At 36.1% G+C, this 23,064-nt stretch carries 19 protein-coding genes; 2 read left to right on the top strand and 17 right to left on the bottom strand.

The genetic code is table 11. The features are described 5' to 3' along the window. Positions 1-255: 255 nt before the first annotated feature. From AC3WV0_RS14980 to AC3WV0_RS14920, 13 genes are all read right to left on the bottom strand, one after another. Positions 256-939, bottom strand: a complete 684-nt coding sequence (locus AC3WV0_RS14980; RefSeq protein WP_488846907.1) for a hypothetical protein — start codon at positions 937-939, stop codon at positions 256-258. 8 nt (positions 940-947) lie between these two features. Beyond that, a complete protein-coding gene (gene rfbD, locus AC3WV0_RS14975) occupies positions 948-1,811 on the bottom strand; it encodes a dTDP-4-dehydrorhamnose reductase (RefSeq protein ID WP_488846906.1) in 864 nt (287 codons plus the stop codon). Beyond that, positions 1,811-2,296, bottom strand: a complete 486-nt coding sequence (locus AC3WV0_RS14970; RefSeq protein WP_488846905.1) for an acyl-CoA thioesterase — start codon at positions 2,294-2,296, stop codon at positions 1,811-1,813. Before AC3WV0_RS14970 ends, rfbD begins: the two co-directional genes overlap by 1 nt. A gap of 69 nt (positions 2,297-2,365) precedes the next feature. Then, positions 2,366-2,869, bottom strand: a complete 504-nt coding sequence (locus AC3WV0_RS14965) for an OmpH/Skp family outer membrane protein (protein ID WP_488846904.1) — start codon at positions 2,867-2,869, stop codon at positions 2,366-2,368. 62 nt (positions 2,870-2,931) lie between these two features. After that, positions 2,932-3,477 carry an OmpH/Skp family outer membrane protein gene (locus tag AC3WV0_RS14960; RefSeq protein ID WP_488846903.1) on the bottom strand — a complete coding sequence of 182 codons (546 nt, stop codon included), beginning with the start codon at positions 3,475-3,477 and terminating at the stop codon, positions 2,932-2,934. A gap of 8 nt (positions 3,478-3,485) precedes the next feature. Continuing rightward, positions 3,486-6,023, bottom strand: coding sequence for an outer membrane protein assembly factor BamA (gene bamA, locus AC3WV0_RS14955; protein ID WP_488846902.1), 2,538 nt, complete (start codon positions 6,021-6,023; stop codon positions 3,486-3,488). Positions 6,024-6,053: 30 nt separating this feature from the next. Next, positions 6,054-6,803 (bottom strand): undecaprenyl pyrophosphate synthase, encoded by a 750-nt coding sequence (gene uppS / locus AC3WV0_RS14950; RefSeq protein WP_488846901.1) that lies wholly within the window; start codon positions 6,801-6,803, stop codon positions 6,054-6,056. A 1-nt stretch (position 6,804) separates the two neighbouring features. Further along, positions 6,805-7,698: a type IX secretion system protein PorG gene (gene porG, locus AC3WV0_RS14945; protein WP_488846900.1), complete on the bottom strand. Its 894-nt coding sequence runs from the start codon at positions 7,696-7,698 to the stop codon at positions 6,805-6,807. A 213-nt stretch (positions 7,699-7,911) separates the two neighbouring features. Next, positions 7,912-10,401 (bottom strand): exopolysaccharide transport family protein, encoded by a 2,490-nt coding sequence (locus tag AC3WV0_RS14940; protein WP_488846899.1) that lies wholly within the window; start codon positions 10,399-10,401, stop codon positions 7,912-7,914. 3 nt (positions 10,402-10,404) lie between these two features. After that, on the bottom strand, positions 10,405-11,286 hold the full coding sequence (locus tag AC3WV0_RS14935; RefSeq protein WP_488846898.1) for a polysaccharide biosynthesis/export family protein: 882 nt from the start codon (positions 11,284-11,286) through the stop codon (positions 10,405-10,407). 25 nt (positions 11,287-11,311) lie between these two features. Then, positions 11,312-12,439, bottom strand: a complete 1,128-nt coding sequence (locus tag AC3WV0_RS14930; RefSeq protein ID WP_488846897.1) for a glycosyltransferase family 4 protein — start codon at positions 12,437-12,439, stop codon at positions 11,312-11,314. A gap of 95 nt (positions 12,440-12,534) precedes the next feature. Further along, positions 12,535-13,536 carry a glycosyltransferase family 2 protein gene (locus AC3WV0_RS14925; protein ID WP_488846896.1) on the bottom strand — a complete coding sequence of 334 codons (1,002 nt, stop codon included), beginning with the start codon at positions 13,534-13,536 and terminating at the stop codon, positions 12,535-12,537. A gap of 3 nt (positions 13,537-13,539) precedes the next feature. Next, complete coding sequence (locus tag AC3WV0_RS14920) at positions 13,540-14,610, bottom strand: formimidoylglutamase (RefSeq protein WP_488846895.1); 1,071 nt, start codon at positions 14,608-14,610, stop codon at positions 13,540-13,542. 245 nt (positions 14,611-14,855) lie between these two features. Here AC3WV0_RS14920 and AC3WV0_RS14915 point away from each other — a divergent pair, with 245 nt between their 5' ends. After that, entirely contained in the window at positions 14,856-15,335 is a 480-nt protein-coding gene (locus AC3WV0_RS14915) for a hypothetical protein (protein ID WP_488846893.1), read from the top strand. Positions 15,336-15,693: 358 nt separating this feature from the next. On the opposite strand, the gene topA is transcribed toward AC3WV0_RS14915, so the two are convergent. Genes topA through AC3WV0_RS14900 form a run of 3 tightly spaced genes read right to left on the bottom strand, consistent with a single transcriptional unit; the run spans position 15,694 to position 20,642 of the window. After that, a complete protein-coding gene (gene topA / locus AC3WV0_RS14910) occupies positions 15,694-18,267 on the bottom strand; it encodes a type I DNA topoisomerase (protein WP_488846891.1) in 2,574 nt (857 codons plus the stop codon). A gap of 51 nt (positions 18,268-18,318) precedes the next feature. Beyond that, entirely contained in the window at positions 18,319-19,467 is a 1,149-nt protein-coding gene (locus AC3WV0_RS14905) for a hypothetical protein (RefSeq protein WP_488846890.1), read from the bottom strand. A gap of 35 nt (positions 19,468-19,502) precedes the next feature. Beyond that, complete coding sequence (locus AC3WV0_RS14900) at positions 19,503-20,642, bottom strand: hypothetical protein (protein ID WP_488846888.1); 1,140 nt, start codon at positions 20,640-20,642, stop codon at positions 19,503-19,505. A 160-nt stretch (positions 20,643-20,802) separates the two neighbouring features. Here AC3WV0_RS14900 and AC3WV0_RS14895 point away from each other — a divergent pair, with 160 nt between their 5' ends. Beyond that, a complete protein-coding gene (locus AC3WV0_RS14895) occupies positions 20,803-21,939 on the top strand; it encodes an EpsG family protein (RefSeq protein ID WP_488846887.1) in 1,137 nt (378 codons plus the stop codon). On the opposite strand, the gene AC3WV0_RS14890 is transcribed toward AC3WV0_RS14895, so the two are convergent. Beyond that, on the bottom strand, positions 21,902-22,933 hold the full coding sequence (locus AC3WV0_RS14890) for a hypothetical protein (RefSeq protein ID WP_488846886.1): 1,032 nt from the start codon (positions 22,931-22,933) through the stop codon (positions 21,902-21,904). The genes AC3WV0_RS14895 and AC3WV0_RS14890 overlap by 38 nt on opposite strands. Positions 22,934-23,064: the final 131 nt, after the last annotated feature.

Raw genomic sequence — 23,064 nt, 5'->3', positions numbered from 1 at the left:
CCTAGCCCGGATAGAAGCGGTTACCCCACAGCGGGGCTGGAGTGTTGGAGCGTACAGGATTGGGTGTTGGAGAGCATCGGTGAAGGTCGGCGCGAGGAGTATGAGCGGAGAGCCGGAAAAAGCTCCCATAAAAAATAGGTGAGTTGGAGAGTACGAGGGTAAAAGGGGTGGAGAGTTTGAGAGTGGATGAATGTGGGAGTGGGTGAGTTTTAGAAAGAGAATTCAAGTGTGCATTATATGAAAAAAGCAAAGTTTTCACTCTGCTTTTTGTTTGTTATAGATGGCACTAAGAAATTCGGCGTAGGATTTTTCGAGGCCGATGATATCGCCGCTTTTTAAATTTAGTCCGCCCACTCCTGTTTCATCGGGCTTTATTTTTGTTGCTGAAATCTGAAAATACTGATTGGAGCTGTTTTCTTTCGGTTGAACTTTAATGGCAGAACCTAAAAGTTTTTTTGTAGAGATCGTGTAAATTTCGCCGGGCGTTGTTTTTATCACCAAATAAGATCTTGGAGAAATAACATAATCTCTTTTATTAATGCCTATTTTCTGATCTTTGTCTGAGGATGCGAATAAATACATATTTCCTGATTGGTTAACCAATTTTTCTTTTGGCAGGTAATATAAAGCAAGTCTGTAGTTTGAGGGATTGAAGTTTTGTAGAGAGCCATCCACCGTTTCGAAAGGTTTCAGAGTGAAAGTATTGGCTCCAATTTCTTTTGCTTTCTTGTATACAGCCGAAAAAACTTCAGCATCATTTTTTGAAAAGCCCTGTACTTCGACCTCGCCAAGGTATTCAGCATTTTTTATTTCCTGATCTATTTTATATAAAAAACGATCTGTATTGTCGTGTGTTTTCTCAACTTTTGTTAAAAGTACATTTTGTGCACAGAACAAGTGTGCGAGAAAAATAAAGATGATTATTATTGAGTTTTTCATTCTATACTTTATTGTTGTGTGAGAATACTGATGCATTCTTCCAGACTATTTTCCCAATATTTGGGTTCTATCTTATAGGTTTCTTCAATTTTATCGAGACACATTGTGCTGCGTCCGGGTCTTCTGGCCGGAGTCGGATATTGCTCAGTTGTTAATTGGTTTAATTTAATTTTTGATTTTGAAAATTCAGCTATTTTTTCTGCAAATTCAAACCAGGTTGTTTCAGGATAATTTGAAAAATGAAAAATACCGTATGTTTTTTGAGGAGCTTCGATGATTTTCATGATTGCTTCTGCCAAGTCGTTTGCATTGGTAGGCTGACCAAATTGATCGGCTACGATTCCCAGCTCTTCTTTTTGGGAAAATAGATTAAGCATGGTTTTCACAAAATTTTTGTTGAATTCGGAATACAACCATGATGTCCTGAGAATGATTGTTTGGGGATTTATATCCAAAGCAAGCTCTTCTCCTTTTAATTTTGATTCACCGTAAACTCCTATCGGATTGGTGAAATCATCTTCTGAATAACAGAGATTGGTTTCACCATCAAAAACATAGTCTGTGGAAACATGAATTAATACCGTATTATATTCTTTGCTGGCTTCTGCAAGGTGAGCAACCCCCTGTGCATTTACGGCAAAAGCTTTTTCTTTTTCGCTTTCTGCAAGGTCTACCGCTGTAAAAGCTGATGCATTAATACAAAAGTCAGGTTTATTGTCATAAAAAAAAGATTGTACCTGATCTTCATTTGTAACATCAAGCGTTTGTGAATCTGTAAAAATAAACTCATAATCTAATTCAAAATCGGGGGCAATTTTTCTGATACAATTTCCCAGTTGTCCGTTTCCTCCTATTACCAATACTTTTCTCATTATGAATTTTTTGCGTTCTGTGATCTTAAAAATTTAACTCTTGACTGAAAATCTTTCTGTTCTAAATCTACATAAAATTTATTGAACGTTTCTTTAATATCTTCAGGATGTACTTCTGAACGTCTCGTTTTAACATTAAAGTAAATAACCGTTACCCACAAAACTGCATGAATGGTTTTTTCGTCTAAACTTTTCATAAGAATTTCAACCTTTGCTGTTCTATCTTGAACTTCTATGGTTTTGCTGCTGATCACCACCGAAGTATTATATCTCACTTCTTTTAGATAGGCAATTTCGTTCTGAATGGCAATCCATGTGCATCCGGTCTGTTTTGTATATTCTTCGTAGGTAAAACCGTAAAATGTTTCCACATGATCTTCTCTGGCATTGAACATATAATCCAGATATTTCACATTATTTAAATGACCAATCGGATCACAATCACTAAACCGCACCTTTACCGTGGTTGATACTTCTTTCTTCATGGTGCAAAAATAAAAAAACCACCCCGATGAGAGATGGTTATTTTATAAATGTTTATTAATTTCTAAAAATTATTGCACACCTAGTTCTTTTTTCACAGCCGGAGTAGCATCCGGACCTCCTTTGAACACGAAAGCGGAAGAGTTTGCATCCATGATGTAATCATAACCGTTTGCTTTCGCCACTTTTGAAACAGCATCGTTCAGCTTTTTCTCGATTGGTTCGTAAGCAGCATCTTGTCTTGCTACGAAATCTTTCTGAGCTTTATCGTTCATGTCCTGAATTTCCTGCTGCATTTTTGACAATTCAGCTTCTCTTGCTTTGTTTTCTTCAGCTGTTTTCTTAGGAGCCTCTTCGGTATATTGCTTTAATTTAGCCTGTCCCGCATCTGCTTTTTTCTTGATTTCAGCTTGTTTAGTATCTAAGAAAGCTTTAAGATCAGTATCTGCTTTTTTCTTTTCAGGCATTGCATTAAGAACACCTATAACGTCTAAAGTTGCAATTTTTTGAGCTTTTGCCATACCTACCGATACAACCATCATTACCGCTGCAAATAATACACTTAATTTTTTCATAATTGGTAAATAAATAATTTAATTTTGTTTTTAGATCTGTAAATTTAATAAAAGTTAAACTTTTATTTCTTGGTTTTAGTTTTTTCTTTCTTATCGGTATCTTTCAATAAAATATCCAATACTTTATCTGAATAATCGAATCGTTTCTGAAGGAAGAGTACGTTATTGCTTGTTTTATCAAGCACAATGCCTATCCCGTTTTTCTCAGCCATCGTCTTGATTGCTTCCCAGATCTGGTCTTGGAAAGGCTGTACAAGGTTTGTTCTCAGTTTTTTTATCTCACCGGTAGCTCCAAAACGTAGACTTGTCGTGGTTTTGATATTTTTCTCCAAATCCATTACCTCTTTTTCCCGGAGTTTTAGCTGATCGCCTATTAAAAGTACTTTTTCACTTTCAAAGGCAGATCTTTTGCGCTCGTACTCCGACTGCAGATTCTGAAGTTCCGACTGCCAGGTATCAATCTGTGCATTCAGCCTGGCTTCGGCTTCTTTATACTGTGGCATTTTATTTAAGATATACTCTGTATCAACAACGCCTACTTTCTGTGCATTGCTTAAACCGAAAAGCAAAAATAAAATGAACGAGAAAACGATTCTAAATTTTTTCATATGATGAATTATAAAGATTGGTTCATCAAGAAGTGTGTCTTCCATCCTGAAGGTTCTGAAGAGCCAATAGGTTTATCAAATCCATAAGCAAAGTCAAATCCGATCAATCCAAAGGCACCCATGTAAACTCTAACCCCAACACCTACTGATCTTTTCAGCTGGAATGGATTATAATTTCCCCATGAATTCCAAACGTTACCTCCTTCCGCGAACGTCAATGCATAAATCTTTGCAGTTTGGTTCAGTGAGATCGGATATCTTAATTCTAACGTAAATCTGTTGTAAATAGTACCTCCACCTGTCGGGGTAATATCTTCAGAAGTTCCTCCATACGTGGATGCATTTTCATAACCTCTCAATGGGATTAATTCTCTACCGTCATATCGTCCTCCGAAAAGACCTGTACCTCCTACATAAAATCTTTCAAACGGCGGAGCACCAAGGTTTTTGTTATATCCGTCCATGAATCCCATTTCAGCAGAAGATCTCAAGACCAGCTTTCCAACAATTTCGTTATAAACGTCAGCTTTGAACTTCACTTTATAAAATTCCATCCATTTATATTTTTCCGTTGGGCTCATTGTTGAGTAATCTTTGTTGCCAAACAGTGAATAAGGCGGAGTAAATTTTACAGAAAGATCAATATTCGAACCTACCGTTGGGAAAATAGGGTCAATACCGGCAGAGTTTCTGCTTAATCCTAAGTTGATGCTGAAGTTGTTTGCCGTACCATAATTTTCTGTAACCCCTCCAAAGTCAAACGGATAATTTTTAAAGTCGTATTTCTGGAACTGAAGCCCGGTATACAATGAGAAATAATCATCCGGCCATCTCAGTAATCTGTTTAATCCTGCTGAAGCAGAGAAAATATTCAATTTCTGAGAAGCACCATAAATATCAGAATATTTTACCCTTGAATTATTTAAACTTACCGAAAGCGAGGTTTGTCTGGTTCCGAATAACCATGGCTCCGTAAATGAAATCCCGTAATTCTGGAAGTACTGTCCTGCCTGAGCCTGAAGGGATAATGTTTGTCCATCTCCCTGAGGAACAGGTTTAAAGTCTTTAAATCTAAGGAAGTTCTTTAACGAGAAGTTATTGAATGTCAACCCTAATGTTCCGATAAAGCTGTTACCTCCGTAACCTGCCTGCAACTGTACCTGAGACGAACCTTTCTCTACCAATTTCCAGTTGATATCCACTGTATTATCCTGTTGGTTCGGCTGAATATCCTGACCAACCTGTTGTGGATCAAAAAACTGCATCCCGGCTAAATCGAAATACGTTCTCTTAATATCACTTTTAGCGAAGAGATTTCCCGGTTTTGTTCTTAAGGCTCGTAGGATTACATGATCGTGGGTTGTGGTATTTCCTTCCCATGTCACCCGGTTCCAGGTTGCTTTTTCACCTTCGTTGATACGGATTTCAAGATTAATCTTATCTCCGTTTACCGATTTTTCTACAGGAGTTACATTTGAGAAAAGGTAACCATTGTTCATGTAAACAGATTTGATGTCGGAATCATCTTCTTTTCCTCCGTCTTCACCTACTTTTTTGTTGAAACCAACGGCATCGTAAATATCTCCTTTTTTGTATCCTAAAAGTCTCTGTAAATAATCTGTAGAATAGACTGTATTGCCGGTAAATGTAATATCTCCGATATAATACTGCTTACCTTCATTAAGTTTTACATTGATCTCGTAGTTATTTCTTTTATTTCTCCAGACAGAATCTGAGACAATCTTTGCATCTCTGTACCCTAATGAGTTGTAGTAGTTTACAAGATTCTGTTTGTCTTCCTGATATTTTTCTTCGATGAATTTTGAAGATTTTAGGATTCCCCCGATACCAAATCTTTTCTGCTTGGTTTCTTTGAATCCCTTTTTTCTTAGCTTTCTGTCTGAAACTGCAGTATTTCCTTCAAATTCGATATGATCGATTTTGATTCTTTTTCCTTTATCTACATTGATCGTCCAGTCTATCAGATTTGGATCTCCCGCGTTTACTTTATCCTGGATGGTAATTTTGGCATCAGCAAATCCTTTTTTAACAAAATCTTTGGGAATATTAGTTTTAAGACTTGAAACCAAATTTTGAGTAATTTTAGTTCCCGGCTTCAGATTGTTGTCTTTTGCCATTTTCTCGTTCTTGGATTTCCCGATTCCTTTTCCTGTGAATTTTACTTCACCAAGATCTTTAAGATCCTGCAAATAGAATCTTAAAACAATCGTTTCGCCTTCAATGCTTTGCACATATACTTCCACCTCAGAAAAAGATTGGGTATCCCAAAGTTTCTTTACAGCGTTACTGATTTTCTGTCCGGGAATATCTACAGTTTCACCTTTAGATAAACCTGTAAATCTCAGAATCTGATCCGGCGTATATTTTTTAACCCCATCTACAACGATGTCTTTCAGTGTGTATGTTCCAGCCTGGTTTTCTGCTTGTACAGATTTGCTCACCTGTGTGCTGTCCTGTGGAGTTACCTGTCCATAAAAATGTGCAGAAGCAACAAACATAATGATGGGTAATAGTCTAAACTTCATTTTTTATCGTAGTCTTTCTTTTCTTAAATTTTACTGGATTTTTATTTGTTCTCCGGTCTTTCCGAATCTTCTTTCTTTGTTTTGATAATCAACAATACACTGAAAGAAAATATCTTTTGTAAAGTCCGGCCACAGAACATCTAAAAACTGCAGTTCTGCATAGGCGATCTGCCAAAGGAGGAAATTACTGATTCTGATCTCACCGCTGGTTCTTATCAGAAGATCAACAGGGGGGAAATCTTTAGTATAAAGATAGTTTTCGAATAATTTTTCATCAATCTCTTCTGCATCTATCTTGCCTTCCTTTACATCTTTACTTATGTTTTTTACGGCATTCAGTATCTCATTTTGAGAGCCATAGCTTATGGCCAATACCAAATTCCCCTTTGTGTTTTCTTTGGTAAGTTCCACCACCCGGTTAAGCTGATCTTTAACGAGCGGGGGAAGTTTATCCAGATTGCCTATAACATGCATCCTTAGCCCTTTACTGAAAATCTCCTCTGCTTCAAGCAATAATGTTTCTACAAGTAAATTCATTAAAGTATTTACTTCTTCAGCAGGGCGGTTCCAGTTTTCCGAAGAAAAGGTATAAAGTGTTAAATACGGAATATGTATTTCATTACATGCATTTATGGCATTTCTTACCGCATTTATGGCATTTCGGTGACCGAAAGTTCTTTCTTCGCCACGCGATTTTGCCCATCTTCCATTACCATCCATGATAACAGCAACATGCTTTGGTAAATTATCAGGATCTATTTTATCTTTTATCAACGACATATTAATCACAATAACACGGAGGTCTTCCGAACGAATAAGTCAAACCGAGACTTACCGTATTCATCCAGTCTTTAGACTTTGAATCTCCAATATTTCTTTCTCCTATCAAGGCAGCTTCTCTTTCTTTAGACACCACATAGTAGGCGTCAGTCTGAAGGAGAGACCCTCCGGTAACAGGGCTTAAGATATCTCCGTTGTACGTAGAGATAACATCTTTACTAAGAATTCTGCTATAATCCAGCTGGTCTGTAAGCGTATATCTGAATGTAGCTTCTGCAAAGATTGCCCAGTTATAATTAAATTTATATTTCAACCCTACTCCAAAAGGAATATGCATGGTAGTCTTTGATCCTGTAGAGTACACCGGCGTTGTTGTAAAATCCAGCTCATTGATAGGAGCCTGCGCAACACCGTCTGCATCTCTTCTGAAATCATTGATAAGAGTAGCTTTCGGGGCATCAAACATCAAAGCACCAACCCCACCGAAAATATATGGGCTTACCATACTTCTCTGTTCGTTGTTTACCGGAAAAAAGTTATATTCAAAAACCAAACTTGCTTCGTAAACATTGTTTTTTCCGAATGAGTTTCTATTTTTTCTGTATTCTTCTTTCGCAACTTTATCATTAAATTGAATCTGATTATATCCAAGATCCAATCTTACAGTCTGATGAGGATTAAAATTAAATCTATATAAAATACCACCATAAAACGGAACTCCCCAATTCGATACCTTATGTAAATCCAATGGCTTTTGTAAAATATAATTCGTTCTCCCTATATCCCCTACTAGGTTACTCATACCTAGACGAACCCCCAGTTCGTTTCTTTGAGCTTTAACACTTACCACAGTTCCTAGTGCGGCAAGGAAGCTAAACAATAATTTTCTATTCATAAAAGAATATGGATTTATGGTTATTTTAAAATTTAATTTTTGCAAATATAAAACATTTTTATATTAATGATAATCTTAATGTTTAGTTAAAAATAAACAAAAAAACATAATTTGTTATAAAGTAAACGATAAAGTCGCTAAATTATTCTTTTTTTAATAGATTCACAATGATCATCATATTATAAAGTGCCATTAAATGAGGGCTTAAAAGTATTATTTTTTATTGAATATATCGCGTACTTTATTTCTAATTCTTATTAACAATGGTTCTTTATAATTTTTGTCCTCATCAAAATAACCGTAGCCGTAGCCATATCCGTAGCCATAACCATAGCCATAACCCTGTGTAGAAGTATAATCATTATATACCAATCCCAAATTTTCCACTTCTTTATTATGATATTTTTCAGTAATCAACTTCAGCATGTACTTCTCGGTATATTCATGACGAACTACATATATGTTGGCATCAGAATATTTCATCAGTTCATAAGAATCTGCCACCAGGCCTACCGGAGGAGAGTCTATGATAATAAAATCGTACATTGATTTTAAATCCTGAATAAATTTTATATTTCTCTCGCTCATAAGAAGTTCAGAAGGATTGGGAGGAATTGGTCCTGAAGTAGCCACATCAAGATTAGGAATTTTTGTTTTATTGATGATCTGGTTCATTTCTACCTCTCCGGTAAGATAGTTTGAAATTCCGTATTTATTATCGATTTTAAAATCACCAAAAATTTTTGGCTTCCGAAGATCCATCCCAAGAAGAATTGTTTTCTTATCGCTTAAGCCCAAGACAGAGGCGAGATTTATGGAAACATACGTCTTCCCTTCTCCCCCGATTGAGGAGGTTACCAAAACTACTTTGCTTTTCTCATTTTCACCTGATAAAAACCTTACATTGGCCCTTATTCCTCGGAATGCCTCTGAAACAAAAGATTTCGGCTGCTCCAAAACAGTAAGCATGGTTTCATTATTATTTTTCCCGATCACACCCAGAAGAGGTATTCTGGTAGCATTCAACAACTCCTTAATATTTCTGATTTTGGTATCAAGCACTTCACCAATTAAAATAAATAATATTGGAAGAATTAGCAATCCGCCTATAATTCCTGCTTTTACAGCTCTTACATTTGGACCGATTGCAGATTGTCCTACATTTTTGGCAGGATCGATCACAGTGATATCGGATTGATTTCCTGCTATTTTCAACTGGGTTTCGTTTTGTCTGCTGAGCAAACTATTGTAAGTAGCCTCAATCATATTATATCCCCTCTCTGCATCCAGATATTTTCTTTCTTTCTCCGGATAAGCATGAAGATCTAAATCCGCAGTAGAAACTTTCTTATTAATTTTTTCTATTTCCTTAAGATATTCAGAGTAGTAGTTTCTTAAAACATTATTGGAATTCATTCGGGCATCATTGATGAGCTTATTGATCTCAATCATTGGTTCTGAATTGGGCTTATAAATAAAAGCCATTTCCCTTCTTTTCAGATACAAATCTTTGAGTTCTGTAATGGATGCCGTGAACATTCCGTCCTGAAAGCCGGCCGCCGTGGTGCTGATCATCTTATCAAAGTTCTGAGAAGCAAGCATTCGCTTTATCTGATTCAATGAAGTAATTTTACTTTCAAAATCTGCTTTTTTAGTCTCGAGTTCTTTGATTTCATTCAGAGACTTTTCATCTCTGTCTTTAATGTCATAGAGCTTCTCGGTGGTTTTCATATAATTCAGCACATTGGCACTTGAGTCCAGTTTTTTCCTTATTTTATCAAGATTTTCTTGTAAATAAGCATCTGTATTCTTATCAACTATCAGTTTGTCTGCCTGTCTTTTTTTCTGCAGCTCGCTTACAGATTTATTGAGAAAATTAACAGTCCCATTTAGATTATATCCTTTTTTAGTAATAATCATGATGGTATTAATTTCTTTATCAAAATCCACTGAAATGGTCGAAGTAATATCATTTACCGCTTTGTTTATCGTATTAAGCCTGAAAATAATATTATCCAGTTCGATTTTGGGTATGATAGGATTTTTCATCAGTCTGAACCGAAGATTAGGAGCAGTGTACCACTCTCCTATTTCAATGATCTTGTCGGCAGATTTATTATAAGGATCAATTGTAAAAAATCCCTCGTTTTCATAGCTGTACAACGTTGAAGACTGTCCATCTTCCGGCAAAACCACTTCGTATTTACTATTTCCTTTAGGAATTAATGTTACCGGATAATCCGTCTGTTGGAGATGATTTTTATCTACTTCTACCAGTACAGGGATATCATCTTTATCCAAATAAGTTGATTTGATAGCTCCTTTCGTAGAATAGTTTACATAGAGTCCCAGCTCTTTAACCAAAAACTCATTATGAGTTCTGGATAAAAGCATTTTCTTGAGATAAATTCCATCCTGATTTCCTCCGCTATTCCAAATGAGATTCACAGATTGGTTCGGTGTAAAATAGCTCGCTGTATTACTGGAGACACTTAAAGATAAACTTGAGGCATAAATACTTTGCGCATAATACTTGGTGTACACCCAAGAAATGGAATAGCCGATGATCAGCATTATAACGAACCAGTACCAGTTTTTTAAAATCCTTCTTAAAAAATGTTCAATATCAAATAGCGAGAAAGAACCATGTTTTTCTTTCTGAGAATTAACCTTCTCCGCCTGAGTTTCTTTTCCAGGGATCATAAATTAAAGATTTTTAAGAAGTAAATAAATGGACAGAGCAGTAGTAAAGACCGACACTCCCGTTGTTAAAGTCTGGATAGGATCTTTTCCTAAACCATTAAGACTTTTTGCTCGTGTATTAAGATAAATTTCATCGCCGTTCTGTACATAATAGTAGGGCGAATTCATGATATCCTCTCTGGTAAGATCGATCTTCGCCACTTTTATTCCTTCCGGGAGTTTTCTGTGGATCACAATATTCTTTTTGTCAACGGTTCTGTTGAGCCCCCCGTTAATTGCCAGTGCTTCGGTAATATTAAGTGTATTCTTGTGGGCTACTTTTTCTCCTGTAAGTCCGGTTGTTTCGATATCTCCTAATATATAATAGGTAATTCCGTCGGTATTCAGTCTTACTTCCGATTTCCCTTCCTGAAAGTTTTCATTTACTTTGGCCTGTATTTCCTGAGAAACATCCTCAATTGTTCTTCCTTCCGCCTTAATATACCCTATTCCAAACACATTAATATCTCCTTTAGAATCCACTTTTAATCCGTTGAAGTAGAATACCGCATTGCCTCCCGTCGTCGTTCCTCCAATACTTCCTGTGCCATTTCCACGGACAGCCGCAGAAGCTGCCGTTGAGGCACCCGGCGCTACGGCTGATCCCGATGTATTCAGTGAAGAGTAAAACTGAGCGGCATCCCCTTTCGGAGTGGTGACAATATTCAGATTCAGGATGTCATTTCTGGTGATTCTGTATACCGGAATATTGTACGGAATAAGACCTTCTTCATTGATTACAAGACTTTCACTGGGCTGCATATAGCGGACATCTTTGGTAGTGATACACGACATCATCAAAAAGGGCAGCATTAAAAAAAATAAATAATTATAATGTTTCATCATATTTGAAATTATTACAAATAGTAAATTAATTGTTAGTGTTTTTAAGATGCTTTAAGGCATAAAAGATGTGAGGTATATATGCCCCCAGAAAACCAAAAAGAACGATAATAAGAAGTAAGAGGTTTACGTTGATATGCCTTAGATAATATGCCAGACTTACCACAAAAAGATAATATAAAATAATGTAGAATGCTGATCTCCTGTGAGAAAGATTAAGCTTTAAAAGCTTGTGATGAATATGATTTTTATCGGCGTCGAAAGGCGATTTTCCATTGATCAGTCTGATAATAATAACATTCAGTGTATCTACTATTGGCAAAATGAGTATGGCAACCGCCACAACCGGTGCCGACTGGAGATAATATCTTGGCACATAAGGAAGCTTCTTATCAATAAAAATATCAATGAAAGATATCGAAGTAAAGGCTAATAAAAAACCCAGCAGCATTGATCCTGTATCTCCCATGAAAATTTTACTGGTCCTGTAGTTTGACAGATTATAATACAGAAAAGCTAAGACTGAACCAATAATGATCACTGATAAAATTACTAACGGATAATTGTATTCTCCCAACCGGTAGTAGCTTATTCCAAAAAGCCCGCTACAGATCAAAGAATATCCTCCTGCAAGGCCATCAATTCCGTCAATAAGGTTAAAGGCATTAATAAGAATAATAAAAGTAATAATGCTGAAAATCACACTAACGAAGTAATTGATCTCATAAATCCCGAAAATCCCGAAAAGATTCCTGATTCTGATATCCGATCCAATTACGACCAGTGATGAAACAACAATCTGTGCCACAAGCTTTTTATATGCTCTCATGACGACAATATCATCCATCACGCCTACATAAAGAAGGATAACCAGTGAAGCGAAGAGAAATTTATAAAGATCAAAAAGTTCATACGCAAAAATAGGAGCACAAATACCTATGGAGTAAAAAATAGCGATCCCGCCAAGGTTGGCAACTTTCCGGAGATGAGAACTCCTTACCCCAGGCTCATCCATAAGATTTTTCTTTCTCGAAATCTTGAGAATGGTAGGAATTGAAAAAAAAGTGATTAAAAAAGAAAATAAAAAACCAAGTCCAACTTTGATATAAAATATGGGCAGACCCGATTGAGCTAAGAACAATTCAAAATTTTTCATCTTTTTTTCATTTAAAAGCACTGCCGATTCCTGTTGAAGAAATGCACCGGAAAAAAGTTGTGTTGCCTTGTCTCCGAACAGCACTTACATTTGTGTTACATTAATTTTCTTATCAGTTTTTTTTGCTCAGCAAAAAACAAAAGATAAAATATGCGTTTTTTCAGTGACAAAGATAATAGATAATTCTTACCAAAACGACTATAATTCAATAAATTTTTAAGTTTTATATCTCTTTTCTTTATGAATTGTTCTAATATTTCACACATTTTGTAAAAAACATCATCATCTTTTACAAAAGCGAGGTAAGCAATAAAAGAATACACCCCTTCAAAAATCTGGAAATTTTTAAGTTCAAGCAGTCTGTCAGAATATGCTGTTTTTTCAAAAAAAACTTCTACATCTTCTACCGCTTTCAGAATATCAAGGCCTTTTTCCGTGTGGGTTTTGGTGATCGAATCTGCTCTTTCGAGATAGTTATAGTGAAAACTTTGAGTCTGAGCAATTGTTTTACATTCCAGTAAAAGCTGCGGAATAAGCTGAATATCTTCAAAATGAACATGTCTTTTAAACCGTTTCTCTTTAAAAAGTTCTTTCTTAAACAATTTATTACAGGCAAAATAACTGATGTCAGAAAACACGGAAAAGTTCTTTTCAAGGTCGATCTTTTCGGGCATATCCGGAATCTGCGTAAGCTTCTGAATGACTTTTCCACGATCATTTACCTTCTGTATATTGCAGATCACCATTTCCGCATGGTATTTTTCCGCAAGCCCTACCATTTCTTCAAACATAAAAGGGCTTACATAATCATCGCTGTCTACAAAACCAATAAAATCTCCGGTTGCTTTGTCGATACCAAAATTCCTGGCATCACTCAGTCCGCCATTTTCTTTGGTGAAGGATTTTATCTTTTCAGGATATTTTCTGGTATATTCCCTGATAATCTGCTCAGAATTATCTTTACTTCCATCATTCACCACCAGGATCTCAATATTCTGATGGGTTTGATTCACTAATGATTCGAGACATTGAGTGAGATAATTTTCAACATTATAAACGGGAACAATAACAGAAACTTTTGAGGGAACATGTTTCATATATTAAATTTTCGTCAGTCGTGTGTTTAGCCAGCCTTTTTTAGCTTCATCAAAATCTTTCCTGGAACAGGGAACGCAGTTTTCTACATTTTCATCATCCCCGAAATACCAAAGATTACTAAAGGTATCCCGCCTAAAGGTGTACTGCCGGTCATCAATCAGGACATAAAATACTTCATAATGCCTTTCTTTCGGATGAGACCTCTGGATATTGATTCCTTCGATCAGATACCATATCATTTGTGCGAGAAGCTGGTGATTGAGCTGATTTTCAGAATAAATATTATAATTAAATATCCCTACAGATTTCAGGTTTTCGCTCAGTCCGATTTCCTTCATGTAAGCACAGATTTCTCTTCGGTTCAGTCCGTTGACCTGCGGATTCATTGAAAAAGGCTCACTGAAGCTTTCAATGGCATCACAATTAACTGTTACAAGATCTGTCTTTCTGAAAAACGGTTCTGTTTTTTCTGTAGAATTCATCATTTCTGCAAGACGGATGATATCAAATTCCACTTCCTTGATCAGCCTTACGGAATCAATCTCGTTCAAATGTTTCTGATATCCTAAATGATGGTAATTTTTAATGGAGAAATTCTTCGCTCCGAAAATTTTACTTAAAAAAGTATATTCATTGATCATCTCTCCCTGTTGAAGAGAAATAATATTGCTGATCTGCGTATAGCTGATATTTTTAGTATGAAAATTAAGCGCAGAAAAAAGAGAGAATGCAAAATCATTAGACCCTCCGACAATGACCGGAATGGCTCTTTTGTAATGACATGCCGACAGAACTTCCTGAAGGATATAATGAGAATCCTGAACCGACTTTCCGGAAACCAGATCCCCGAGATCGACCACCGGAATTTCAAAATCCAGCTGTGACAGCTTGTAAAATTCTCTTCTGATTCCGGTAAAATCCTGTACTTCGGCATCACCGTTTGCGCCTCTGTAATCGGAAACAAACAGCAAAACGATACTGTCTTCTTTGATATCTTTTGTTATTCTGTTTCCGATCTGCCAGCTTTCCGTTTTAAAATTTCTGGGTGATATGATAAAATCTTCAAAATCCATTTGTAGTCCGCATTATTTTCACAAACTTACAAAAAGTTAACGGCTTAATAACTTTGTCAAAGTTTAAAACTTTGACAAAGTTTTGCAGGATTTCCATGGGATAATTTCCGGGATAAATTATGCGCCCCTTCATTTAACATAATACTATTCAAAGGTTTAAAAATTATCCTTTCTGATATTAAGTTTATTTATGGTATTAAAAAAATTATTACTTTTGGCCGTTAACAATTTAAAATTCACAAACGATGAGTAAGCAAAATCAGATCAGTGTAGAAATCCCTCAAGCTGTAATCGAACAGGTTAATCAAAAATTACAAGAATGCAAAACACTTCTAGCGCCTTATTTGCAGGCCTTAACCTCAGCCGAAAAAGAGTCTATCTTTAAAATGGGAGACAAAACGGTAGCTACCGTACAAAAGGTAAAAAGCTATATGCAAACCAATCCCGAATTCGTTCCTAATTACATGGACAAAACAGAGTTTTTAAAAGATGAGGCTTTGGTGACAGCACTTGACCCGCTCGGGAATCTGGCAACACAGCTGGCATCAGACATCAGGGATACGGTAATCCTGGCGGGAAGTGAAGCGCTCACTGCTGCTATGTTTTATTATGGCTCTGCAAAAGAAGCTTGTGACAAAGGCATCCCCACTGCAAAACCGATCTACGAAGATCTGAGCCAGAGGTTTGTAAGGAAAAGATATAAGAAACTTCCTAATAAAGAATAATAATTAAGTCCGGGATTCAAAAACGACCCTTTTAGGCTCAACAACCAGCCAAAAAGGGTCATTTTTCATGCAAAAAGGGTGAAAATTCATCCTAAAAGGCTGGTTTTTCATGCTAAAAGGTTCAACGGTGAGGCAAAAAGGGTGGAAAATCAACCTTTTTGGTCGGATTTTGAAGGTAAAAGGCTGGTTGGTGAATGCAAGAGCTTGATTGATGAATTTTTTTGGGTCGATTTATTACCATTTTCAAAAACTTACAAAGTTAACGACTGATAACTTTGACAAGGTTTGCATGATTTTTCCACATTTTGGTTAAAACAAAAAGCACAGACCAAAATCTGTGCTCGTATTTAAAATTATTTTACTTTTTCGCAGCAGGCTTTTTTGCTGCCGGCTTTTTCGCTGTTGTTGTTTTCTTCGCTGCAGCTGTTTTCTTGGCGGCAGGCTTTTTCTTTTCTGCGAAAGCATTCTTATCCTGATCGGTGATCCATTTTTTAACTTCATCTAAAGAAACTTCTTTCAATTCTTCGGCATCGTATTTAGAATCATCCTTTTTCTTTGGAATCTTGAACATTGCTTTCCCGAATTTGATGAACGGTCCCCATCTTCCGTTTTCAATAGAGATCTTTTCTTTTTCCCATTGCTGGATGTACCGGTTGGCTTCTTTTTCAAGCTTGGCATCAATCAGTTCGTTAATATCACTTTGAGAAAGATTTTCAAAATCATATCTCTTCGGGACATTGACGAAAATATCTTTATACTTAATGAACGGCCCGAATCTTCCGGAACCTTTCGTTACAGGTTCACCTTTGTACGTTGCGATCGGTGCGTCGGCAATTTTCTTTTCATTAATAATTTCTTCTGCACGCTTCTGATCTACGGAAAGCGGATCTTCTCCTTTCGGAATGCTGATGTATGTTTCTCCCCATTTCACATATGGTCCGAATCTTCCGACCCCTACTGAAACCGGCTGTCCGTCAACTTCACTAAGATCAAACGGAAGCTTAAATAATTCCAATGCTTCTTCAAGGGTGATGGTTGCAATATTTTGACCGACCATTAGTGATGCAAAAACAGGTTTTTCCTCATCATCGGTTTCCCCGATCTGGATCATTGCTCCGAATCTTCCGATTCTTGCGTGAACATTTTTACCGGTTTTCGGATCAGTTCCAAGGAGTCTGTCGCCTGTCGCTCTGTCGGCATTTTCTTCTACATCTTCAATTCTCGGATGGAATTTTGAGTAGAAATCCGTCATCATCTGCTTCCATTTCTGGTCGCCGCTGGCAATTTCATCAAAGCTTTCTTCTACTCTGGCTGTGAATCCGTAGTCAAGGATTTCTTTGAAATTATCCGTCAGGAAGTCATTCACCACTTCACCGATGTCAGTAGGAACGAATTTATTTTTATCACCTCCGAATTTTTCTTCGAGGATTTCTTTTTTAATTTTATCTTTTGTCAGGGAGATCTTAACCACTTCGCGGGTTTGCGGCTCGATTTCTCGTTTATCCACATATTCACGATTCTGTATGGTCTGAATGGTCGGTGCATAGGTAGAAGGGCGACCGATTCCCAACTCTTCAAGCTTTCTTACCAAACCGGCTTCGGTATATCTTGCACTTGGCCTCGTGAACTTTTCTGTAGCGGTGATTCTTTTGTAATCTAATGTTTCCCCAACTTTTACTTTTGGAAGTAATTTCTCATTGTTTTCTTCATCATCTTCTTCCGTTTTTACAATTCCGTATGCTTTCAGGAAACCATCAAAAATGATGACTTCTCCCTGTGCTTCAAAGTTTTGAGGTAATTTTGCATCACCGATTTCGATTACCGTTTTCTCAATTTTGGCATTCGCCATCTGGGAAGCCAGTGTTCGTCTGTAAATTAACTGATAGAGCTTGTTCAGCTGAGCATCACCGATGCTTTTTACACCAAAATCAGTCGGACGGATAGCCTCGTGCGCTTCCTGAGCTGATGAAGATTTGGTGGTATAATTTCTTGGTGAAGAATATTCGGCTCCGTATTCTGAAGTGATCTGTTTTTTGGCGCCTTCGATGGCTTCCTGAGAAAGATTTACCGAGTCTGTTCTCATGTAGGTAATGTAACCTTCCTCGTATAATCTCTGCGCCAGACGCATCGTTGTGGTAACATTATATCCTAATCTTGAAGAAGCTTCCTGCTGTAGTGTAGACGTCGTAAAAGGTGCTGAAGCCGATCTTGTGCCTGGCTTTGTTTCAACATTTAAAACTTTAAACTCTACTGTTTTTGCAAGGTCGAGGAATTTTTCTGCATCCTGTTCTTTATCGAAATCTTTTTTAAGCTTTGCGGCAATTTCCTGATTTGTTGTATTAAGGAAAACACCATCCACCTTAAAACTCGCCCGTGGAACAAACTCACGGATTTCTTTTTCTCTTTCTACGATCAGTCTTACGGCCACCGACTGAACTCTCCCCGCGGATAGTCCCGGTTTTACTTTTTTCCAGAGAACCGGTGACATTTCAAAACCTACGATTCTGTCGAGAACCCTTCTTGCCTGCTGGGCATTCACAAGATTCTGATCAATATCACGCGGATTATCAATCGCTTTTAGAATAGCGTTTTTAGTAATTTCGTGGAAAACGATTCTTTTCCTGTTTTCAGGCTTCAGCTTCAGCTCGTCGGCAAGATGCCATGCAATCGCTTCTCCCTCACGGTCTTCATCGGAAGCCAGCCAAACCATGTCGGCTTTCTTAACAGCGGCTTTCAGCTCGGTCACCAATTTCTTTTTGTCGGCGGAAACTTCGTAATCAGGGCTGAAGGTAGCTAAATCGATTCCCATTCCTTTTTTAGGCAGGTCACGGATATGTCCGAAACTGGATTTCACTTCGAAATCCTTTCCTAAATACTTCTGAATCGTTTTTGCTTTTGCCGGTGATTCGACGATTACTAAATTTTTCGACATTCTAAAAATTTTTGCAAAAGTAAAGTTTTTTTATTAGATAGGTTTTTGGAATTACATTTTATTTAATAATTCCAGTGGTGCTATAAACACTCTATACAATATTCCTTCAAAAGTAAAGCCTTTCCCGGACATCTCAACTCTGTATAGTAATGAAGCTAAAATAATGAAGCTCGTTATATAGAATTTCCTATTGATTGTAATGCTTTCAAACGCATATGCAGAGTTTCCTTCTTTCAATAGGAGGGAGAAAAGTATAATGATCATCATCATGTGAATGTACATCCATCTTCCCCAGTCAATTGCGAGATAAAATAAAGGTAAAGTGAATATAAATGCTCCTGATAATGCTATAGACAAAAACTTTCGGTTGTTTAGAAACTTTAAATAATAACTTACGTGAAATACACTTAAAGTGAAGCTTATGAAATACAGCACATATTCCTTTTTGTGCTCAAGAATATACTGTCTTTCATCAATATTCCAGTAGAAGATTCCATAGACGGGATGAACTCCTCTTGAAGCTAAAATCTCCAACGATTTTCCTTCGTTCACATTTTTTCCAAATAAAAAGATGATGATGGCAGGAATTCCGACTGAAAGGAAATATTTGATGTATCGTTTATATTGAAATTTTCCGGTTTTTAAATATAAAGCTATTGCAAAATAAGGGATGTAAAATAAAACGACTTCATGTAAAAGAACTGTTACAAACAGCGCTGCACAAAAGAAATATTCTTTGCATTTTGAAAGTTTATTATTATCTAAAGCATATACAAACCATGTAAACAGGAAGAAAACAATAAATTCTTTTTTACCTACATAAGTTACCGTATTTAAAAGTCCCACAAAACCAATAGGTGATAATAATAGTGATAGATACAACAGATCCGTAATCTTATAGCGAATCAGTTTGGCGTACAGGAGAAAGAATCCTGAAATAAAGATAAACTGAAAAAAATATACTAAATAATTAAGCCTTATTCCCGTGACATCTTGTAGCAGAAAAAAGAAACTTCCTGACAATCCTCTTCTTTTAAAACCTCCATCCTCATAATTAATAAGCCAGTCAGCGAGAATGTAACCGTCGTCTTTAAAATTATAATAATAAGTAAATACAAGGGTGTAAACAGCGGTAACTGCGATGAGACAATAAATGAAAATCTTGATGTTGAAATGTTGTAGAATCCTGCTTATCATCATTATGTGTTTTGAAATTTAGAAGAAAAAGATCATATCTATGTTATTATATTCAGAAAAAACCTTAAAGGCAATCCTATCTGTATTCCTATCAATGCAGAGGGAACGCGGTAAGCAAAGTCAGCCAGCATAACCAAAAGAATAAAAATCAGCATTCCTCGGCGTTTAAAAATTTCAGGGGAAAAAAATTTCTTATCCGAAACAGGAATCAAAGAAATAAGAAGTATCTCAAAAAGTATAAAACTGTTGTAGAACCATCTTCCGATATCGATAGCAATCAGAAATAAAGGAATACTTACGAAAAAAGCAAGTGCAAAAGCCATTAACAGTTTTTTTCTGTTTTCCGGCGTGAACTTTTTCAGAGACATATAAAATATTACAAAACCTAGCTGAAGTATTACACTTATGGCATACAAACTCAGGTTTTTTATTTCTTTTGTATAATAATCTATTTTAATAAGCTGCGTTTCTTTCCAGTCAAAAATATTTTCTTTCTGAAGATTAATGTTGCATTCCCTGACAATCTGTATGGTCTTATGATAATCGGTATTGATTCCTGTCAACGAAATAATTCCTGCCGGAACACAGAATGAAAGCAAAATAAGTATAGACTTTTTGATATCAATTTTTCCATTATGAAAATAGAGTGCAATTAAAAAATATGAGGCATAAAAAACAAAACTTTCATGAATAAAAACCGAAACGGCAAACAATAATAGAAAGCTGTACTCTTTAGTTTTTGTAAGTTTATTTTGCGAAAGATAATAAGTAAAAGCAACGAAAAGAAGCCATAAGACACCATCTTTCCTTGCTCCTATAGCAGGATCTGAAAAAAATCCCCATAGACAAAATGGGGTAAAGAGAAATAGAGCATCAATTAGATTCGCCTTTTTAACCCTTAAAAGCTTATAGAGAAAATAAAAGAACAATACATACACAATGGTTTGCGTGAAGAATACAGCGTATTGAACCTTTATCGAAAATACGTTATATAAAAAAACAAAAACAGTTCCCGGCAATCCCCTTCTGCTGAAGCCTGCTTCCTGATAATTAATCAGCCAGTCGGCAAATGCATAGCCGTTGCAGGTGAGGTAGGCAAAATATACTTTAAAAATACATAAGAAAGTAACAACGATGAGGTAGAGAATGAATTGATAATCTAATGTGTTTTTTTTCATCTTTAAAATTTAATTCTGTTAGAATTAATCACTTTTTAAATGTGTTTGATTTGTGCTTTATCAGATTCGCTAAATTACGCATTTTCTTTTAAGCTTTATTTATTTTTAGTTATTACATATTAAATATTTCATTACTTTTGCATATACAAAACACAAATGTATGCATCTACTGCACCCTTATTATCTGGTTCCCTTCATCATTATTTTATGCCTAAGCTTTGCCGAAGCCTACCGGGACGAAAAACCCAGCACAAAATACCTGATTCCTATTGCTGCATGGTTTATTCTTGTTGTCGGTTTCAGAGATGCGGGGCCTGATTACGGGAGCTATAAGAATATTTATTTCTGGTACAGTTCTCATACAAATTATACCGATATTTTCAGGAAAGCCCTTAAGTTGGATAGTCCACTGGATATGGAATGGCTGTATATTCTGATCAATAAACTTATATTCGATGTATTCCTGGCACCTCCTTTCTACGTGGTGACTTTTTTTCTGGCGCTTATTTCCATTCCGTTAAATTATATAAACATTAAAGAAAACTCTCTTTATCCTTACACGACAATTCTTCTGTTCTTTTTTCCAAGTTTCTTTATTGGGGAAAACGGTCAGATGAGGCAGGCACTGGGAACGATTATCTGTTATTTTTCAATACGTTTTATTAAAGAAAGAAAAGTCTGGTATTATCTTATTTGTATTTATTTGGCAATGGGAATCCATAATGTGTGTATATTTTTCCTGCCTATGTACTGGCTCGCCCGAGTTCCTATCAATAAAACGATTATGGCAACCGCCATAATAGGGTCAATGATCCTTTCGCCTTTTGAGATATATAAATATTTTGGAAGTTTTCTTCCCGAAGAAAGCAGCTTAATGACCGGATTCAATAACTATATCAATCTGAGCACCACCACAGAAAGGCTCAATGGAGGAATTGGAGTTCCCGAAGGAAATGCCATACTTTCCACGATATTTCTATTTGCTTTTGACAATAATATGAAAGAAAAGTATCCTTACTATGAATACATGAGAAATTTTTGTGTATTGGGAATATGCTTCTTTTTTATATTCAGAGAGAGTACTATATTTTCTTCCCGGCTTACCGGCATATTCTTTACGGCAACAGGATATTTAATGCCATACGCTATGTATTCGGCAAATAGTGGCAACAGAAAAATAATACACGGAATCATTATTTTCTACTGTCTTTTAAACTTTATTATTTTTTCCAGCTTTAAAAATATCGAAAGAGGAAAATTTACGATTGATACGTATTCGAATTTTCTTCTTCCTTAATTCTTTCAGCCCCGTTTTGTGAAACAGCTACAATTCCCGTTAGAATTAAGGGCAGGAAAAGTCTTGCTTCCCAGAAAAGTCCCACTGAAGCAATCATCAGAATATATGGTGCAGAGAAAAAAAGATATTTCCGAATCAGCAATCTCCCTGCTTTTTGAGACATTTTGTAGCTGAAATACATACTTAGCACTCCAAACAAAAGCCCAATAAGATTGTAAGGACTCGTAAAATTTTTCATAAAATAAACTCCTTCCACAAACGATGCGTGTTGCCGGATCATCAACCGTAAGCCAATATATGGTAAAACGAAAGCGAGCATCAAAAAGAAAGTTTCTTTTACAAAGACAAAATTCCTTTTCCTAAGATCCTCACGATCTATAAAAACTGCTGCAAAAAAAGCTATAGTAAGACATGAAGTTTCCCTGGTAAAAGTTGATATAAAAGTGATTAAGCCTAAACTGATCAGGTATAAACGTTTTTTATTTTGTAGGTATTTAAGGGTATAAAAAATTCCCAATACGTAAAAAAAAATGGCTATACAATCACAGTTTGTCGGAACATACTGCACGATCACAATAAAAAATACAGCAATCAGATGAAGCATTTTTTTTGTATTTTCATCTGACAAAATCCTGACAGGCTTTAACGTTAAAATTTTATATAAAAAAACAGAGGTCAGAAGAAAGAAGAAGACATTGATAAGAAAAGTGCTGTGATAAAAAAAAGATCCCTGCTTCAAAAGGAAGTTTTTCGAAGAAGGTAAGTAATGATCAACTATAAATATAACCGCCTCCGTAACATGAACACTTAAGTAATTCGGTATGACACGATAGGCGTATACCGACGAAAACATGAAATCGGGTGCTTTTTGCCAGGATTTGATTCCTACGACATAAGAAGATTCAAATCCGTAATAGGACATGAAAAAAAGGAGAAACGGGAGAACGAGTACAAATAAAAATTTGTCTGTTTTTTCATCAAATGTTTTAAACATAATAACTCCAGGCAACTGCCTGGCTTTTTTTCGTCATTAATAGGGAACTTTTACAAAAGTAAATATTTTTTTTATTTTAACTAAAAAATTATTGATTTCAGATAAACTTATGTTAAAAATTTTCAAACTGT

The organism is Chryseobacterium sp. 27AL (genome assembly GCF_057815395.1).
The sequence above is the reverse complement of the archived record's forward strand: the minus strand, read 5'-3'. Positions and strand labels throughout refer to the sequence as shown.

Coding starts and splice junctions, on each gene's coding strand:
- AC3WV0_RS14980 (WP_488846907.1), bottom strand. CDS start 939: ATGAAAAACTCAATAATAATCATCTTTATTTTTCTCGCACACTTGTTC.
- rfbD (WP_488846906.1), bottom strand. CDS start 1,811: ATGAGAAAAGTATTGGTAATAGGAGGAAACGGACAACTGGGAAATTGT.
- AC3WV0_RS14970 (WP_488846905.1), bottom strand. CDS start 2,296: ATGAAGAAAGAAGTATCAACCACGGTAAAGGTGCGGTTTAGTGATTGT.
- AC3WV0_RS14965 (WP_488846904.1), bottom strand. CDS start 2,869: ATGAAAAAATTAAGTGTATTATTTGCAGCGGTAATGATGGTTGTATCG.
- AC3WV0_RS14960 (WP_488846903.1), bottom strand. CDS start 3,477: ATGAAAAAATTTAGAATCGTTTTCTCGTTCATTTTATTTTTGCTTTTC.
- bamA (WP_488846902.1), bottom strand. CDS start 6,023: ATGAAGTTTAGACTATTACCCATCATTATGTTTGTTGCTTCTGCACAT.
- uppS (WP_488846901.1), bottom strand. CDS start 6,803: ATGTCGTTGATAAAAGATAAAATAGATCCTGATAATTTACCAAAGCAT.
- porG (WP_488846900.1), bottom strand. CDS start 7,698: ATGAATAGAAAATTATTGTTTAGCTTCCTTGCCGCACTAGGAACTGTG.
- AC3WV0_RS14940 (WP_488846899.1), bottom strand. CDS start 10,401: ATGATCCCTGGAAAAGAAACTCAGGCGGAGAAGGTTAATTCTCAGAAA.
- AC3WV0_RS14935 (WP_488846898.1), bottom strand. CDS start 11,286: ATGATGAAACATTATAATTATTTATTTTTTTTAATGCTGCCCTTTTTG.
- AC3WV0_RS14930 (WP_488846897.1), bottom strand. CDS start 12,439: ATGAAAAATTTTGAATTGTTCTTAGCTCAATCGGGTCTGCCCATATTT.
- AC3WV0_RS14925 (WP_488846896.1), bottom strand. CDS start 13,536: ATGAAACATGTTCCCTCAAAAGTTTCTGTTATTGTTCCCGTTTATAAT.
- AC3WV0_RS14920 (WP_488846895.1), bottom strand. CDS start 14,610: ATGGATTTTGAAGATTTTATCATATCACCCAGAAATTTTAAAACGGAA.
- AC3WV0_RS14915 (WP_488846893.1), top strand. CDS start 14,856: ATGAGTAAGCAAAATCAGATCAGTGTAGAAATCCCTCAAGCTGTAATC.
- topA (WP_488846891.1), bottom strand. CDS start 18,267: ATGTCGAAAAATTTAGTAATCGTCGAATCACCGGCAAAAGCAAAAACG.
- AC3WV0_RS14905 (WP_488846890.1), bottom strand. CDS start 19,467: ATGATGATAAGCAGGATTCTACAACATTTCAACATCAAGATTTTCATT.
- AC3WV0_RS14900 (WP_488846888.1), bottom strand. CDS start 20,642: ATGAAAAAAAACACATTAGATTATCAATTCATTCTCTACCTCATCGTT.
- AC3WV0_RS14895 (WP_488846887.1), top strand. CDS start 20,803: ATGCATCTACTGCACCCTTATTATCTGGTTCCCTTCATCATTATTTTA.
- AC3WV0_RS14890 (WP_488846886.1), bottom strand. CDS start 22,933: ATGTTTAAAACATTTGATGAAAAAACAGACAAATTTTTATTTGTACTC.